The organism is Brevibacillus reuszeri (assembly GCF_001187725.1).
GTDB lineage: Bacteria > Bacillota > Bacilli > Brevibacillales > Brevibacillaceae > Brevibacillus > Brevibacillus reuszeri.
Window position 1 is genome coordinate 443,087 of record NZ_LGIQ01000005.1, and the last position, 15,764, is coordinate 458,850.

Here is a 15,764-nt window from a genome sequence, read left to right on the forward strand (position 1 = left end):
CCCTTTAACGTACATCGTTCTTGGGATGACCTTCTTTTTCGACTTTACGCAGTATTTCCACCAGCTTCGAAGCAACCATTTCCTTGTGAGACCAATGAAGATAATGCTGAGATGCGGGAATGGTTTCTTGGACGCTGGTAGTTGACCAATGCAATAACTGCTGCTGCACCTCTCCCCATTCCTGATCCCCATCCGAAGATAGAATCAGTAGTGGAACATCGTGCAGATATCCTCCCTCCATTACCGCTTGTGCATTTTCATTCATATGGGCAATGAACGATAGATTGCTATCATCACCAAGATGATTGTAGTACATGGAAGCGTCTATCTCTTTCACTTCGTCAGGCAGTAAATCATAACGTACGTTTTCACCAGACAAAGGAAGGAGGATGCCTACATTACCCAACGCCCTGACAATCCCTGTCATCCGTAATCCAGCCATCAAGCGATTCAGTGCATAGGCCTTGACTTCCGATTCATTTGCATAGTATTCAGGACTGCCTCCATCGAGCAAGACTATCCCTTTTACCTCATCAGGATATTTTTGGGCAAACCGTAGTGCCTCCAGAGAGCCTAAAGAATGAGCGGCTAATAAATACGGACCTGATTCATCTGCTTTTTCGAGCAGCTCATGGAGCTCCTCTGTGATGGTATCAATTGTTCTCGGACTTGATGTCTGTACACTCCAGCCGTATCCGGCACGGTCATAACTGACGGTTCGAGCGTAGGGCTGCAATTCCTTTTGCAAATAGGTAAAGTCGGTAAAAGCATTTGGAGTACCCGAGCCCGGAATGAAAACAACGGTGGACTTACCAGTGCCTGTCCCATAAATATGCATGTCATGAGACTGGACGGAAAAGATATTTCCTGGTGGAGGAAACAGCTGAGATTCTTTTTCTTGCATCACATTTTGCCAAATGCCTCCGATGATGAGGGGAAGGATTACTAACCCCAAGCGCTTGATCCATTTTTTCGCGATTTGCCTAGGCTCGATTTTTTTCATGATCATGATTGATCCTTTGATCTTTAGTCTATAAGCTATTCTCTATCATTCCAGATTTTCTCTGTCATTCCTTTTTTTCTCGTGGATCTGTCATGAATTTGTCTTTCGTTGTATAAGAGCTAAGGGAATAATCATCTATGAGAATGGTCATCAATTATGGTGGAGATAGATTTAGTAGACTGGGATGCTGTAGAGATGGTGAGCTGTGGAAGAACTTTCCTGCTACGAGAGGAAGGAAGCTTCATGAAAAAAGGAAATGAGCACCCAAAGGATAATAATAAGGGAGGCAGAAAAGAAGCAGATCTCAAGGAGGAACTCAGATGACCACAAAGACAAAGCTCTGCTTCATCGGAGCAGGTTTTCATGCGCAGACGAATATTTTCCCGGCAGCAGTTGAAGCTGGTGCAGAAATAAAAGCAATTGCAACGAGAAATCTCGAACGTTCAAAGGCGGCTCTATTGAAATTTGGAAGCACCGGTACACCCTACGATAGCTATGAGCAGATGCTAAAAGAGGAAGAATGCGACGGTGTAGTTGTGGTTGCCCAGCCCGCTGACCAAATGAGGCTTGCCATGGAATGTATTCGAGCGGGGAAAAATGTGTACGTAGACAAGCCGTTAGGATGGAATGCAGTGGAAGCTTCCGAGGTAGCAAAGGCTGCTAAAGAAACAGGTGTAGTGGCAATGGTGGGCTTCATGAAACGCTACGCACCGATCTATATGAAGCTGAAAGAATTGATCAACGATGAAAAGCTGGGGGCAGCTCGTTCGTTTGAAGCGAGATTTGCTGTAGACAGCACGCCATTTTGTAAAACAGAAGATGAGTTTATGAAGCTGGTCGCCATCCATTTTGTTGACCTCATTCGCTTTTTGTTTGGTGAAGTGGTGCAGGTCAGTGGCTTTTCCAATAACAGAAGCGAGCATATCTCGCAAACCCTTTCGGTGAAATGTGCAAACGGCGTTGTAGGCAGTGTGTTTTTCTCAGGAATGACTGCGTGGACACGAGAAAGTGAACGAATGATGGTTACGTTTGATCACGGGTTTGCCAGTGCAGAAGAGGTCAATACGTTAGTGGTCCACCATTCCTCATCGACTTTGGAAAAGACATGGCAGTTTCTTGGTGAGCAGGATTACGTCTATTCACCGTCAGCTTCCGCCATGTCGGGAGCGTACAGAGACCTGTATGTAAGAGGATTTGTCGGGGAGATGGCTCATTTTATGGAGTGCTGCCAAAAAGGTCAAACACCTGTTTCTAGCGCAGAGGATAATATCGGAACAATGGAGCTATGTGACCGGATTTTGTCTGTAATACAGACGAGCACAAGGGACTAGCTTGCGTATTTGCCGAGAAGAAAGGATGTGGGAGGAGAATGGATTACCAAAAATTAAGCAAGGAGCTGTCCTATGCGCTTCGTCACGCGCCACATGAATACGAGCTTGAGCTGGACGAGTATGGCTGGGTAGATATCCAGCAGCTCCTTTATTCATTGCAGGAGCAGCGTGTGTGGCATCACTTGAGCGAGAGCGATTTGCATACGATGATCGCACAATCAGAAAAGAAGCGTCATGAAATCAAAGAGGGGAAAATCCGTGCTCTCTACGGTCACTCGCTTCCGAAAAAAATCATCAAAGCGAAAAGCGAGCCACCCGAGCTGCTTTATCATGGAACTCCGAAAAGATTTGTCGATGCGATTATGAAGCAAGGGCTTGTTCCAAAAGGAAGACAATACGTTCATCTTTCTGAAGAAACAGACACGGCTCTGCAAGTTGGTAAAAGAAGAGATGATCAACCAGTCATTTTGAAGATAGAAGCCAAAAAAGCGTGGAGAGATGGCGTCAGCTTTTATCACGGGAATGAGATGGTATGGTTAGCTGACAAGGTGGACAGCAAGTATATTTCGATTTGGAAATAAGGACGAGCATCTGTGCCTAGCAAAAAAAGCTGTGACAAGATGAGAGGGGAGGTGTCCACTTGTGAGAACGGAAAAAGAAATGTTTGAACTGATCCTCGGGATTGCCCAAAAAGATGAACGTATTCGAGCGGTCTACATGAATGGCTCGAGAACGAATCCGAACGTACCCAAGGACATGTTTCAAGACTACGATATTGTGTATGTCGTGACGGAGACCACTTCTTTTATTCGCGATGAGCAATGGATCGAACAGTTTGGCGAGTTGATTATGATCCAAGAGCCTGACAAAAACGATCAAGCGATTGGTATGCAAATGGATGTGGATCGATCTTACGGCTATTTAATGCTGTTTACCGACGGAAACCGGATCGATCTGCATCTGGAGACAAAAGAAGCGATGCTGGAGAACTACATAAAGGATAAGCTTACGACTCCCTTGCTCGACAAGGACGACTGCCTGCCGCATATCCCACCCCCAACAGATAGCGACTACCATGTCAAAAAGCCAACGGAAGCCCTCTATTTTAGCTGCTGCAATGATTTTTGGTGGTGTCTGCAAAATGTAGCAAAGGGCATTTGGCGAGACGAATTGCCTTATGCCAAGCAGATGTATGAATTAACAAGTCGGACTTCCTTGGACCAGATGGTTTCCTGGTGGATTGGCTCGAAGCATGATTTTCAAATCTCTACGGGCAAGCTGGGAAAATATTTCAAGAATGATCTTCCCGACGTCTATTGGGAAATGTACAAGCAGACGTACTCCGATAGCGATTATGATCGGATTTGGACGTCTTTGTTTGTCACCTGCGATTTATTTCGCCAGCTAGCTATTGATGTAGCAGAAGCACTGGGGTTTACGTATCCGCATCAAGATGACACGAACATGACGGACTATCTGAAGCGTGTCAGAAGCTTGCCGCCAGACGCAAAGGAAATAGAGTAGAAAGTGCGAGCTCGGTATATTGCCGGGCTCATCGCTTATGCTCTGCACAGATGGATATGAAAAAGAGGGGTTGCAAAGAAATGGTAAGATGCCGTATAGTTTGAATATAGTTAGATAATCTAATTTATTGTTTCGAGGTGAGCATGTGCGCAAGAAAAATCAAAACGATCATGCAGCGGCCCAAGCTTTGCCCAAGCTGGGAGTGCAGCCCTATCTGGAGCTGATGGACAAAACGGCTTCCAGCGATACCAATAAGCATGAAGCCCAAATGGGGCTATTAATGGTCTGGCTTTCGGACAATATACTGGACGTCATTGATCTGGATTTGGCAGCGTATAACATAACGGAAAGCAAGTTTGATTTGCTGCTGCTGTTGACGCTTCATGAGGGGAGGGAACAGATCACTCCTTCTGCAATTGCCGATCGTCTCGGGATTCGACGGGCTTCGGTAACAGCCCTGCTGGATTGGCTGGAGAAGAGAAATTGGATTGCCAGAGAGCAGAGCTCCACAGACCGCCGCATGGTTCATGTTCGGATTACAGCAGAAGGGCGCGCATTGGTTGCAGAGGTTCTCCCTACCTTTTGGTTGACCTGTTCCTCGCTAGTCAAAGACCTTGAGCCAGAAGAGCAAAAAGTATTCGAGAAAGTACTGGTAAAGCTGAATAGCGTAATAGAGAGTCGTTTAGGGGTAGGAAGATAAATTTTTTTCGAATGATAATTAGATTATCTAACTATAATATTGCAGCTACATTTTTTAGTCAAAAGAGAGAAAGAGGTGCGTTTTGATGGGAAGCAGACCTATCGGAAATCGGAATTATCCGATCATGACCGCGATACTATGCTGGGCCGGCATGGTTGTCATGACGAGCTTGTACGTGACGATTCCTTTACTACCAATGTTTGCGGAGCTTTATCAAAAAACGTTGACAGAATCAGCGGCTACGGGGAGCGTCTTTTCGCTCGGATTTGCTATCGGTTGCCTGCTCTATGGAGCGATTTCGGATAAGTATGGGCGCAAGCAGGTCATTTTTACCGGAATGATTACTTTGGCGCTGATTACGTTGCTGCTTGGAAGCGTGGAGCAGTTTTCGTGGATCATTGTCCTGCGAGGATTGCAGGGAGCAGCGGCAGCCTCCTTTTCGCCAGTAGCTCTGGCTTATGCCGTAGAAATGTTTCCTGTAGACAAAAGGGTGACTACCATCGGATTTATCAGTACAGGTTTTCTCGTGGCAGGAATAATCGGGCAAGTGTTCAGCTCATGGGTCAGTCAAATGTACAGCTGGCATCACGTCTTTTATTTACTTGCTGCTGTGTATGGCATCACTGCTCTGATTGTATTTCGCTGCTTGCCAAAAGGGGAGGTCCAGCAAGCCCATACGAGCATTTTGCAGCCTCTGAAGCAAATCAGTGATGTGATCCGACAAAAAAACCTGCTGCTCAGCTATTTGATAGCACTGGTGCTCCTTATGTCTTTTGTGAGCATGTACATCGTGCTTGGCTCCTATTTGAGCGGCCCTGATTTCGGGATGAATGCACAAGAAATGATTTATGTCCGGGCAGTCGGGGTTTTCGGGATGTTGATCTCACCGCTCGCTGGTAAACTGACGAGACAATTTAGTGTGCGTTCCTTGCTGCGCTTTGCCCTTGCCCTCGCGATTGGTGGACTCGCAGCCATGGGGTTGACCACATCTCTTCCGCTTTTACTCGTAATCAGCGTCCTGTTTGTTGTTGGAATCGCGTTGGCTGTACCATCTCTCGTAGCACTCGTGGGTCAATTGGGAGGGAAGTCTCGCGGGATTGCCGTTTCCGTTTATACGTTTATCCTGTTTGCGGGAACGAGCCTGGGCCCGATAATCTCGATTCGCTTCATGGAGATGGGGAGCTATACTCAAACGTTCTTTTTGCTGGCGCTGATCCTGACTCTTGGCTTAGTAGCGGCGTCGTTAATCCGTGAAGACGCTCCTGAAAGTAAAAATGCTGCGCAGTGACAGCAAGAAACTTGCTTCGGCACTGCGCCTGGATAACGATCCATGACGTTCAATGAAGGCATTCCAATTAGAGGAGGAAGGGGAACGATGAAGGTTTGTGGAAAAACATATGGAGACCTGTCATGCTTTCGAACAACTTAGTGAACAACAGCTCGGAATAACTGTGAGGGGATTCAATGGACTACATTCAATATTTATCGCAATTCAATTTGCTCAAAGAGCTTTCGACCAAAGATTTACTGGAAATGGATCAGCTAACATCCATTACGGTTTTCCAAAAGAATACGTTCATTCAAACCCCTGAAACCTATCGAGAAGGATTTTACTTCATAAAGAAGGGCAAGGTGCGCCTGTATAAGCTGAGCGCCGAAGGAAAGCAATTTACCTCAGATATTCTTGGGGAAGGAAATGTGTTCGGTGAAATGGATGTGCTCTCACTCGGGACACGTGAAAATTACATCGAAGCGATCGAGGAAAGCCATATTTGCCTGATGAATCGAGACCGATTCGAGTCGTTCATTATCCACCGCCCTGGATTTATGATGAACCTGTTAAAAGTGTTGAGTGAGCGGATTAACGGGATGAGTCAATTAACGGAGAATTTAGCTATTGGTAATTTGCATGAAAAAATTGTGTTTGTGCTACTGAAGCTGGCGGATCAATTTGGCGTTACCGAAAACGATGATTATTACCAGATCAACTACTCCCTCTCCCATCAAGAAATCGCCAATTTGGTTGGAGCGACGCGAGAAGCTGTGTCCGTGTCGATACAAGAGCTTGCGAAAGACAAACGAATCAGGACAGGATTTAAAATAATTGCTGTCCATCGTGACTTGTTTGTCGCGCGAAAGCTGTAATCTACCTTACATCCGCACATACCGAGTTCGCCGTATGCTAGTAAAAAAACAGGCATGAGGTGTTTAGCGGATGACGAAGAAGCCCGTTCAAAAACTGCAAGCTACGTTGGATGAAGTTTTACTCCGAAAAGGTGCGCGAAAGGTTGAAGAGATTCCTGAAGATGTCATCAAACTTCTGCAAAAGGGGCAAATACAGTCGGTTAATTTGACAGAGTGGCTGGCGATTGATCATTTGCAGCTGCTCAGCGTTATTGTCGACGAGCTCGATTTGCGAAAAGAAGTAGACCCCATGCTGCAACGATGCAGTCAATGGAGCGAAACAAGGATCATGAAAATAATCCCGGCGATTGCAAGCGAATGGCTGCAGTTGCTTGAAACATTCAGTACAAACGATCAACAGCGTATTTTTCATGGCTTGGCAACTCACGAATCAGATAGTGTACGCTGCTGGGCTGCCTATATGATCGGGCTTGACCCACAATTGGGCTTGGCAGAAAAGCTGGAAACGATGCGGCCATTTGCTGCCGATGCTCACTTTGGCGTACGCGAAATCTCCTGGATGGCTGTCAGGGAGTCTCTGTCACAGGAAGTGATGGAAGCAATCACATTCCTCGCAGAGTGGGTGCAGGAGGAAGATCCAAACATCAGGAGATTCGCGGTAGAAGCGACCCGTCCCCGAGGGGTTTGGGCAAAGCATATTCCTGAGTTGAAAGAAAATCCAGAGCTGGGGCTACCCCTGCTGGAGGCTGTCAAAGCCGATTCTTCCAGGTATGTTCAAGACTCTGTAGCCAATTGGTTGAATGATGCGAGTAAAACAAAGCCAGATTGGGTACAACAGGTATGCGCTGAATGGCTGGAGCGATCAAATTCAAAAGAAACAATACGGATTGTGACGAGAGCCCAAAGAAGCCTGATGAAAAAGTGAAATTTCATGTGTTGACAACACAGAATGAATGCGATATTATTTCCAATAATCAAACAATCAAATGTTACGATTAGAAATAGTAGAAGTGCAATGATCTTTCAGAGAGCCGTTGGTTGGTGCGAAACGGTAGTAGAATTCACTTCGAACTCATCTATGAACAGCTGCCTGACAATGTAGGGTAAGCCGGAATTCCACCGTTACAGGGATAGATGGTGATGGCCATCGAATGAGCTCATTTCTTAAATGAAATGAATTAGAGTGGTACCGCGGGTTCAACCTCGTCTCTATACATAGAGACGGGGTTTTTTTGTTGGTTAAATTCCGGGTTTAACCAACCCCGCTTGATATATAGAACTGATAAAGAAAAAACATGGTCTAGGAGGAAATGAAGATGAACCGTAAAATTATCGTGTTGGATACGACTCTGCGCGACGGGGAGCAAGTTCCGGGCGCCAAGCTGAACGTCAATCAAAAGGTAGAGTTTGCCCAGCAGCTAAAGCGTCTTCGCGTAGACATGATCGAAGCCGGTTTTCCTGCCTCATCTGAAGGTGATTTTCAAGCGGTACAGGAAATTGCACGCAGTGTTGGAGATGCCGTTTCCATTACTGCCCTGGCACGTGCAGTCAAAGGCGATATCGATGCCGTATACAATAGCATCAAGCTTGCGCAAAATCCGTTCATTCATATCGTCTTAGGCACATCGAACATACATGTGGAAAAGAAATTCAACCGCTCTAAGGATGCTGTTATGCAGCAAGGGGTAGACGCGGTAAAATATGCGAAAACATTACTCCCGCACGTGCAATACTCGACAGAGGATGCATCGCGGTCGGAGTTTGAATATTTGTGGAAAACGATAGAGGCTGTTGTTAAAGCTGGCGCGACGATCATTAACGTGCCAGATACGGTCGGCTACGCGGTTCCTGAGGAATTCGGCGATTTGATCCGTCGCATTAATGACCGCTTGAAAAACCTCAATCCCGACGTGATTCTCAGTGTCCATTGTCATAATGACCTTGGGATGGCGACAGCCAATACACTCAGTGCGATCAAGAATGGTGCAGAAAAAGTAGAGTGTACAATCAACGGATTGGGTGAGCGGGCTGGTAATACATCACTGGAGGAAGTAGTAATGGGTCTCAAGGTGAGAGAGAACTTCTACCAAGCCTCTACTGGTATCAAGACGCCAGAGCTACTGCGTACTTCCCGTCTGCTTACATACCTGACAGGTCTGGACGTTCAGGTAAACAAAGCCATTACGGGTGAAAATGCTTTTGCCCATTCCTCCGGTATTCACCAGGATGGCTTGCTGAAGGATAAGCAGGTATACGAAATTATCGAGCCGGAAGAGGTCGGAGCAGAGAGCATGGAATTGATTCTGACGGCTCGTTCTGGACGCCATGCTTTTAAAAATGCCGTCGAAAAGATGGGCTTTGAGATTGGCGACGCCGAAGACTTTGAGGTGCTGTTCGATAAGTTCCTCAAATTGGCTGACTCCAAAAAAGAAGTATACGACCACGATGTGTTCTACCTAGTGACGAATCACCGGATGATGGATGTAAGCAGCGGTCATCTGTATGAGCTGGAAGCCTTCCAGGTCGTCACCAATGACGTTTATCCGACAGCTACCGTAAAACTGCGCAAGGGTGGAGAAATCTTCAAGGACAGTGCTGTTGGAGACGGTCCAATCGATGCTCTGTATACGGTCATCAAAACATTGGTCGGACTGGATGTAGAGCTCAAGGATTACAAAATCAACAGCTTGTCCAGAGGAAAGGAAGCGATTGGACGGGTCAACATCCGCATCGCTTACCAAGACAAAGTTTATTCCGGCCGCGCGATGGACACCGATATCATCAAGGCGAGTGCAATGGCCTTCTTAAACGGAATCAATGCTGTTTTGCTTGATGTAACAAACGAGAGCCTCAGCCCAGTGAATTAATTTCGTAATAGGACGAGTACACATGACAGGACCGCAAAACCCGTTGGCACGCCAATGGGTTTTTTGCTTATACGAAATGAAAGCGAACCAGAATATTTATCCAGTCCTAGTGGCAAAATATGGCTTGTATCGGAACGGTTCGACTACAACGATTCAGGAGGGCTACAGGTGACGAAAGAGCCGCAAGACAACCAGATTTTGACGAATCGGCAAGGACATCCCATCACAAATAATCAAAACATCCGAACCGTCGGCAATCGCGGACCGGGTACATTGGAAAATTACGATTTCATCGAAAAAATCAGCCATTTTGATCGCGAGCGGATTCCCGAGCGTGTCGTTCATGCCCGAGGAGCCGGGGCGCACGGGTATTTCGAGGCATATGGAGCGGTAGGTAACGAGCCGGTGTCCAAATATACGAGGGCCAAGCTGTTTCAGGAAAAGGGCAAGCAAACCCCGGTATTCGTCCGCTTTTCCTCGGTTATTCATGGAGGTCATTCCCCGGAAACCTTGCGCGATCCCCGTGGCTTTGCCGTCAAGTTTTATACTGAAGACGGTAACTGGGACCTGGTCGGAAACAACCTGAAGATTTTCTTTATCCGCGATGCGATGAAATTCCCGGATATGATTCATGCGTTTAAACCAGATCCGCTGACCAACATTCAAGATGGCGAGCGTTTCTTTGATTTTTGTGCCAGCTCTCCTGAAGCCTTTCACATGGTGACCTTTGTGTATTCGCCTTGGGGGATTCCTGCGAACTATCGGATGATGCAAGGCTCTGGTGTGAACACATACAAATGGGTAAACAGTGAGGGAGAAGCCGTCCTGGTGAAATACCACTGGGAACCGAAGCAAGGCATCAAAAACCTGACGCAGAAAGAAGCGAGCGAGCTTCAAGCGACAAATTTCAATCATGCAACACAGGATTTATACCAAGCGATTGAGCGTGGGGAGTATCCCGAATGGGAGCTGCTCGTCCAAATCATGAGCGATGGAGAGCACCCAGAGCTCGATTTTGATCCACTCGACGATACGAAGCTGTGGCCAGAGGATAAGTTCCCTTGGCTGCCAGTTGGGAAAATGGTACTGAATAAAAATCCGGAAGACTATTTTACAGAGGTCGAGCAGGCCGCATTCGGTACGGGTGTTCTGGTAGACGGACTTGACTTCTCAGATGACAAAATGCTGCAAGGCCGCACGTTTTCCTATTCCGATACACAGCGCTATCGTGTGGGTCCGAACTATTTGCAGCTGCCGATCAATGCCCCCAAAAAACAGGTAGCGACAAATCAGCGAGGTGGTCAAATGCAATACAAAGTCGATCTCGCACCTGGGCAAAACCCGCATATCAATTATGAACCGTCGATTTTGGGCGGGCTAAAGGAAGCGGTTCAGCCAGGAAAAGAATACACTCCGTTCATTGAGGGTGAGCTGGTCCGTGCATCGATCGACCGGAAAAGCAACACGAAGCAAGCAGGGGAGACGTACCGCAAATTTGAGGCATGGGAAAAAGACGATCTGATCTCCAATCTGGTCGCTGACCTCGCTCCCTGTGATGAGCGGATTCAAAAGAAAATGATTGCACTCGCCGAGGAAGCCGATGGGGAATACGGCAAACGGCTGCGGGAAGGCTTGGAAAAAGCGGTGAAGAGCGGCTCCAGCCAAAAGCCGCTGGGGAACCGGGGCGGAGATAAAGCGCCACAAGAGGCAGTGCAGAAGGGGCATGAAGCAGAGCCGTATTAAGAAAATAGTTAGCAGCCAGGAGGAATAAGGACAGTCCTCTTGGCTGCTTTTTTCATTAGTTGGCTGCCATGAATAGCCAAACTGTTTGTTCATCCAAAGCGGTACTGACAAGATGCCGAACCCAGCCACGTATGAGGATTGCCTGCCCAACACCAGCCGAGCTTTGGCCTGCCCTCACTAATCCATAAAGCAGTCACTCTCTTATCGCCGCAGCGAGAACCGAGCAGAGAAAAACCGTTATTTTTCTTTACTACCTCGGGAAAATGGGTGATCAGGGCAACTCCCTCTTCGATTGTTAACGGAGAGCGATTTTCGTTTTTGATCATCTCCATCGCTTGATTCGGGGTGACATTCAGCATTTCTTGCCCTGTATCGATATCGACGAGCAAATAGGCTATCCCTTCAGGCAGTTCAATTCCTTTGATTGATGTAAAACGATTGATTTCCTCAGAAGCCATGATGCTAAACCCGACTTTATTTTTTCTTTCCACTAGTTGCATCGCTCGTTCCGAGTCTATCCAATCACGTTTGATCACGATGACGAACGGAACCTTCCCCTTTTGGGCGGATACCCCAGCATGTTCCAGCTCCACGACCTTTTTGCGGAGAGGTTCGAGTTGCTTTCGGAAGTCCTCTTCACTATGGCCTGTGATACTGAGATAGCCTTTCTGAATGAAATTGTTGATCTGACGCTCAAATTCTTGCTGCAACATACGGCACGGTCCTCTCCTTCAAGTCTCACAATGATCTTTTTCTGTAGCTGTTTTGCGAATACGATTTTATCTTACAACAGTGAAGCTAATTGGAAGCATTGGTGATATAAAGTGCTTAATAAATGTACTTATACTACAATAACCTTATAACCAAGCTTTAAGCTTATGAGGAAATGGAACGTGAGGTGATCACGATTGATGAGGCCGATCGACATCTCGAGGAGACTTGGACTGAGCACGAGTACCTTACGTAATTATGAGAGACAAGGACTGGTTCCACCCTGTCAGCGCTCCCAGGCCGGATATCGGATTTACACAGAGGAACATCTCGCTTATTTCGAATGTATTGAGGCGATGTCTCTAGGTTTTGGGATGGAAATAACCGTACAGGTCGTTCGGGGGCTGCAAGCAAAGAAGATGGATTCTGTCCTCTGGCTGGTTACGAATTCACAAGCGAATTTGTACCGTGATCGACAGCTGGCAAAGAGCAATATTCAGATGCTTGAAAGCCAAGAAAAGGAGACGAGCAGCAGGGAAGAGAGCACAGAGCAAGAGTGGATGACGATCGGAGAGGCTTCCGCAAAGACCTCGATTCCCGCCTCAACCATACGTCACTGGGAAAAGATAGGGCTGATCACTTTGGCGCGTGACCCGCAAAATGGCTACCGCTGGATCAATCGCTCGCAGCTGCGCAAAATTTCGCTCTTGCGCACATTGCGTTCGGCTGTTTATTCAGATACGGTTGTTCAGCTCAAACAGGCTATCGCAGAACTGAATCATGAAGATGTAGCCCACGCGAGAAAAATTGCCCAAGAGACGACGCAATATTTAGACAAGATGAATCAAAAACAACTACGTGGCATGTACTATTTGTATGCCTTGTGCCGATCCCTTCATCTAATAGAGTAAGGATACGTATTGACAGAAAAATGGAAGACTGCTATAAAAATAATGAATAGCACTCTCGTAGCGAGAGTGCTAACATAACACTATAATCAAAAAAACTCTTTCATGACGTAGCTGAGAAGGGAGCAATTCCGATGGAAAAGAAACAGTTTCAAGCAGAATCTACCCGACTATTGGATATGATGATCAACTCCATCTATACGCAAAAAGAAATCTTTCTCCGTGAGCTTATCTCCAATGCGAGTGATGCGATCGACAAGATTTACTACAAAGCGCTAACAGATGAGAGCCTGGTTTTTGATAAAGAGAAGTATTTTATCAAGGTAAGCGTGGACAAGGAAAACCGGACGTTGACAATTCGCGACACCGGAATTGGTATGACCAAAGACGAGCTGGAAAACCACCTCGGTGTGATCGCCAAGAGCGGTTCGTTGTCGTTCAAAAAAGAGAATGAATCCAAAGACGGCTACAACATCATTGGTCAATTCGGCGTGGGCTTTTATTCTGCTTTTATGGTCGCGGATGTCGTTACGGTGATCAGTAAAGCACTTGGCAGCGATAGCGCCTACAAGTGGGAATCGAGCGGGGCAGATGGCTACACGATCGAACCATGGGAAAGTGATTTTGTCGGTACAGAAATCACGTTGAAAATCAAAGAGAATGCTGAAGAAGAAAGCTACGACGAGTATCTGGAAGAGTACCGCCTCAAAGGGATTATCAGAAAATACTCCGACTTTATCCGTTACCCGATTAAAATGGACGTCGTTCAACAGCGACCTGTCGAAGGCAGCGAGAACGAGTTTGAAGAGTACGTAGAAGAGCAAAACGTCAACAGCATGGTTCCGATCTGGCGTAAAAACAAGAACGAGCTGACGGATGAAGATTACGAGCAATTCTACACCAGCAAGCACTATGGCTTTGATAAGCCACTCAAACATATTCATATCAGTGCGGATGGGGCAGCTGTCTATCAGGCAATCCTCTACATCCCGGAGAACATTCCATTTGACTACTATTCCAAGGAGTTTGAAAAAGGCTTGGAGCTGTATGCCAATGGTGTGCTGATCATGAACAAATGCGCCGATCTGCTCCCGGACTATTTCAGCTTTGTTAAAGGGATGGTAGATTCAGAGAGTTTGTCGCTCAACATTTCCAGAGAGATGCTCCAGCATGACCGTCAACTGAAGCTGATCGCGAAAAACATCACAAGCAAAATCAAGAGCCAGCTGCAAAGCATGCTGAAAAATGAACGCGAGAAGTACGAGCAGTTCTACAAAGCATTTGGACGCCAGCTGAAATTCGGAATCTACAGCGATTTCGGAACGCACAAGGACGTCTTGCAAGACCTGATCATGTTCTACTCCTCCAAGGATAAGGCATTGGTCACCTTGGATGAATACGTATCCCGTATGCCAGAGGATCAGAAATACATCTACTATGCTTCCGGAGAGTCAATCGAGCGAATCGACAAGCTGCCGCAAACCGAGCTGGTTGCAGATAAAGGCTACGAGATCTTGTATTTCACTGAGGACATCGATGAGTTTGCGATCAAAATGATCATGAACTACAAGGAAAAAGAATTCAGATCCGTATCCAGCAGCGATCTCGGGATTGAAGCAGATGAAAGCGACAAGGAAGCGGATGCAGAGACCGAGGAAAGCAAAGAGCTGTTTGCTTATATGGCGGACCAGCTGGCTGGCAAAGTAACCAAGGTCAAAGCCTCCAAGCGTTTGAAATCACATCCGGTTTGCTTGTCTACCGAGGGTGAGGTTACGATTGAGATGGAAAAAATCTTGAACGCGATGCCGAACAACCCGAATGTGAAGGCAGACAAGGTGCTGGAGATCAATCTTCATCATAGCGTTTTCCAATCGTTGAAAGACGCTTTTGCAAACGACAAGGAAAAGCTGAGTCTGTATACGAATCTGTTGTACAGCCAGGCGCTTTTGATCGAAGGCCTGCCGCTGCAAGACCCGGTTGAATTCACAAACGATATTTGCAAAATTATGGTGTAAAAGCGATAGAAAAACACGCCTGCGAGGAAGCGGGCGTGTTTTTATGTCTGTACGGAGTTTACGGCAAAATGGCAAAGGAGCGGACAGGGAAGCCGGATGCTTTTTCCGGTTTGGGTACGATATTAAAAATGATTGCACCAGTTGCCGGGACTTTGTCCAAATTCTTCAACAATTCTACCTGGTATGTATCTTGTTCAAGTACATAATACTCACCAAGCAGTGCACCGTTTTTCAGGTAATCGATACTGGCGTCTGTATCAAAGGTTTCATGGCCAACTGCCTTGATTTTTCTTTCCTGGAATAAAAACTGGAGAGCTTCAAGCGACCAGCCAGGAGCATGGTTATTGCCATCTGCATCCTTGTTGTTGAAGGCTTCTTTATCCGGCCAGCGCTTGCTCCAGTCTGTACGCAGGGCTACGAACGTTCCTTCCTCGATTTTGCCGTGCTCATCCTCGAACTTCAGAACATCGTCCATGCTTATGGAATAATCGTGATTGGCTTCGGCTTCTTTGGATTTGTCGATCACAACGAGTGGCAGAACCAGTTCTTTCAAATCCAGTTCATCCAAGAACCGTTTATTTCGAACAAAATGAATCGGAGCATCTAAATGAGTGCCGTACTGCCCAGCGAATGAAAAGCGTTGAGCGAAAAAACCGTCATCATGATTGAATAAGGTCGTAAATTCAGCATCGGCAAAAGCGGCAAAATGAGGAGATTCCGGACCAAATGTATGTGTCAGGTCCACCCATTCTTTTTCTTTCAATAATTGGAATGCTCTGATTAATTCGTTTGCCATAAGCCCACCTCATCCTCGTTC

At 46.6% G+C, this 15,764-nt stretch carries 15 protein-coding genes and 1 other annotated feature; of the genes, 12 read left to right on the forward strand and 3 right to left on the reverse strand.

The features are described from left to right. Positions 1-4: 4 nt before the first annotated feature. Entirely contained in the window at positions 5-1,003 is a 999-nt protein-coding gene (locus ADS79_RS05655; protein WP_049738148.1) for an alpha/beta fold hydrolase, read from the reverse strand. 156 nt (positions 1,004-1,159) lie between these two features. Between ADS79_RS05655 and ADS79_RS35200 the strand changes: the two genes are divergently transcribed. The 10 genes from ADS79_RS35200 (at position 1,160) to ADS79_RS05700 (ending at position 11,313) form a co-directional block, all read left to right on the forward strand. Continuing rightward, complete coding sequence (locus tag ADS79_RS35200; RefSeq protein WP_161807259.1) at positions 1,160-1,327, forward strand: hypothetical protein; 168 nt, start codon at positions 1,160-1,162, stop codon at positions 1,325-1,327. Next, positions 1,324-2,334 (forward strand): Gfo/Idh/MocA family protein, encoded by a 1,011-nt coding sequence (locus ADS79_RS05660; protein WP_049737438.1) that lies wholly within the window; start codon positions 1,324-1,326, stop codon positions 2,332-2,334. The genes ADS79_RS35200 and ADS79_RS05660 overlap by 4 nt, the downstream gene beginning before the upstream one ends. 38 nt (positions 2,335-2,372) lie before the next feature. Then, the gene (locus ADS79_RS05665; RefSeq protein WP_049737439.1) at positions 2,373-2,915 is read left to right on the forward strand and encodes an RNA 2'-phosphotransferase; all 543 of its coding nucleotides are present in this window, start codon (positions 2,373-2,375) and stop codon (positions 2,913-2,915) included. Positions 2,916-2,976: 61 nt separating this feature from the next. Further along, positions 2,977-3,858 carry an aminoglycoside 6-adenylyltransferase gene (locus tag ADS79_RS05670; RefSeq protein WP_049737440.1) on the forward strand — a complete coding sequence of 294 codons (882 nt, stop codon included), beginning with the start codon at positions 2,977-2,979 and terminating at the stop codon, positions 3,856-3,858. 223 nt (positions 3,859-4,081) lie between these two features. Next, positions 4,082-4,558: a MarR family winged helix-turn-helix transcriptional regulator gene (locus tag ADS79_RS05675; RefSeq protein ID WP_174769616.1), complete on the forward strand. Its 477-nt coding sequence runs from the start codon at positions 4,082-4,084 to the stop codon at positions 4,556-4,558. A gap of 85 nt (positions 4,559-4,643) precedes the next feature. Next, a complete protein-coding gene (locus tag ADS79_RS05680; protein ID WP_049737442.1) occupies positions 4,644-5,846 on the forward strand; it encodes an MFS transporter in 1,203 nt (400 codons plus the stop codon). Positions 5,847-6,022: 176 nt separating this feature from the next. Next, entirely contained in the window at positions 6,023-6,703 is a 681-nt protein-coding gene (locus ADS79_RS05685; RefSeq protein ID WP_049737443.1) for a Crp/Fnr family transcriptional regulator, read from the forward strand. A gap of 70 nt (positions 6,704-6,773) precedes the next feature. Further along, positions 6,774-7,628 carry a DNA alkylation repair protein gene (locus ADS79_RS05690; protein WP_049737444.1) on the forward strand — a complete coding sequence of 285 codons (855 nt, stop codon included), beginning with the start codon at positions 6,774-6,776 and terminating at the stop codon, positions 7,626-7,628. Between the two features lie 57 nt (positions 7,629-7,685). Further along, positions 7,686-7,917 (forward strand) — a binding site (T-box leader). Positions 7,918-8,019: 102 nt separating this feature from the next. Then, on the forward strand, positions 8,020-9,570 hold the full coding sequence (locus ADS79_RS05695) for a 2-isopropylmalate synthase (protein ID WP_049737445.1): 1,551 nt from the start codon (positions 8,020-8,022) through the stop codon (positions 9,568-9,570). A 168-nt stretch (positions 9,571-9,738) separates the two neighbouring features. Beyond that, positions 9,739-11,313, forward strand: coding sequence for a catalase (locus ADS79_RS05700; protein WP_049737446.1), 1,575 nt, complete (start codon positions 9,739-9,741; stop codon positions 11,311-11,313). An 89-nt stretch (positions 11,314-11,402) separates the two neighbouring features. Here the strand turns inward: ADS79_RS05700 and ADS79_RS05705 are convergent, their stop codons facing one another. Then, the gene (locus ADS79_RS05705) at positions 11,403-12,026 is read right to left on the reverse strand and encodes a DUF5701 family protein (protein WP_049737447.1); all 624 of its coding nucleotides are present in this window, start codon (positions 12,024-12,026) and stop codon (positions 11,403-11,405) included. Positions 12,027-12,224: 198 nt separating this feature from the next. Here ADS79_RS05705 and ADS79_RS05710 point away from each other — a divergent pair, with 198 nt between their 5' ends. After that, positions 12,225-12,935: a MerR family DNA-binding transcriptional regulator gene (locus ADS79_RS05710; protein ID WP_049737448.1), complete on the forward strand. Its 711-nt coding sequence runs from the start codon at positions 12,225-12,227 to the stop codon at positions 12,933-12,935. A 131-nt stretch (positions 12,936-13,066) separates the two neighbouring features. Next, positions 13,067-14,947 (forward strand): molecular chaperone HtpG, encoded by a 1,881-nt coding sequence (gene htpG / locus ADS79_RS05715; RefSeq protein WP_049737449.1) that lies wholly within the window; start codon positions 13,067-13,069, stop codon positions 14,945-14,947. A gap of 58 nt (positions 14,948-15,005) precedes the next feature. On the opposite strand, the gene ADS79_RS05720 is transcribed toward htpG, so the two are convergent. After that, positions 15,006-15,743 (reverse strand): cyclase family protein, encoded by a 738-nt coding sequence (locus ADS79_RS05720; protein ID WP_049737450.1) that lies wholly within the window; start codon positions 15,741-15,743, stop codon positions 15,006-15,008. Positions 15,744-15,764 lie beyond the last annotated feature (21 nt).

Bases quoted from the DNA above. Each gene is read 5' to 3' on its own strand.
- ADS79_RS05655 (WP_049738148.1), bottom strand. From the start codon at position 1,003: ATGAAAAAAATCGAGCCTAGGCAAATCGCGAAAAAATGGATCAAGCGC.
- ADS79_RS35200 (WP_161807259.1), top strand. From the start codon at position 1,160: ATGGTGGAGATAGATTTAGTAGACTGGGATGCTGTAGAGATGGTGAGC.
- ADS79_RS05660 (WP_049737438.1), top strand. From the start codon at position 1,324: ATGACCACAAAGACAAAGCTCTGCTTCATCGGAGCAGGTTTTCATGCG.
- ADS79_RS05665 (WP_049737439.1), top strand. From the start codon at position 2,373: ATGGATTACCAAAAATTAAGCAAGGAGCTGTCCTATGCGCTTCGTCAC.
- ADS79_RS05675 (WP_174769616.1), top strand. From the start codon at position 4,082: ATGGACAAAACGGCTTCCAGCGATACCAATAAGCATGAAGCCCAAATG.
- ADS79_RS05680 (WP_049737442.1), top strand. From the start codon at position 4,644: ATGGGAAGCAGACCTATCGGAAATCGGAATTATCCGATCATGACCGCG.
- ADS79_RS05685 (WP_049737443.1), top strand. From the start codon at position 6,023: ATGGACTACATTCAATATTTATCGCAATTCAATTTGCTCAAAGAGCTT.
- ADS79_RS05690 (WP_049737444.1), top strand. From the start codon at position 6,774: ATGACGAAGAAGCCCGTTCAAAAACTGCAAGCTACGTTGGATGAAGTT.
- ADS79_RS05695 (WP_049737445.1), top strand. From the start codon at position 8,020: ATGAACCGTAAAATTATCGTGTTGGATACGACTCTGCGCGACGGGGAG.
- ADS79_RS05705 (WP_049737447.1), bottom strand. From the start codon at position 12,026: ATGTTGCAGCAAGAATTTGAGCGTCAGATCAACAATTTCATTCAGAAA.
- ADS79_RS05710 (WP_049737448.1), top strand. From the start codon at position 12,225: ATGAGGCCGATCGACATCTCGAGGAGACTTGGACTGAGCACGAGTACC.
- htpG (WP_049737449.1), top strand. From the start codon at position 13,067: ATGGAAAAGAAACAGTTTCAAGCAGAATCTACCCGACTATTGGATATG.
- ADS79_RS05720 (WP_049737450.1), bottom strand. From the start codon at position 15,743: ATGGCAAACGAATTAATCAGAGCATTCCAATTATTGAAAGAAAAAGAA.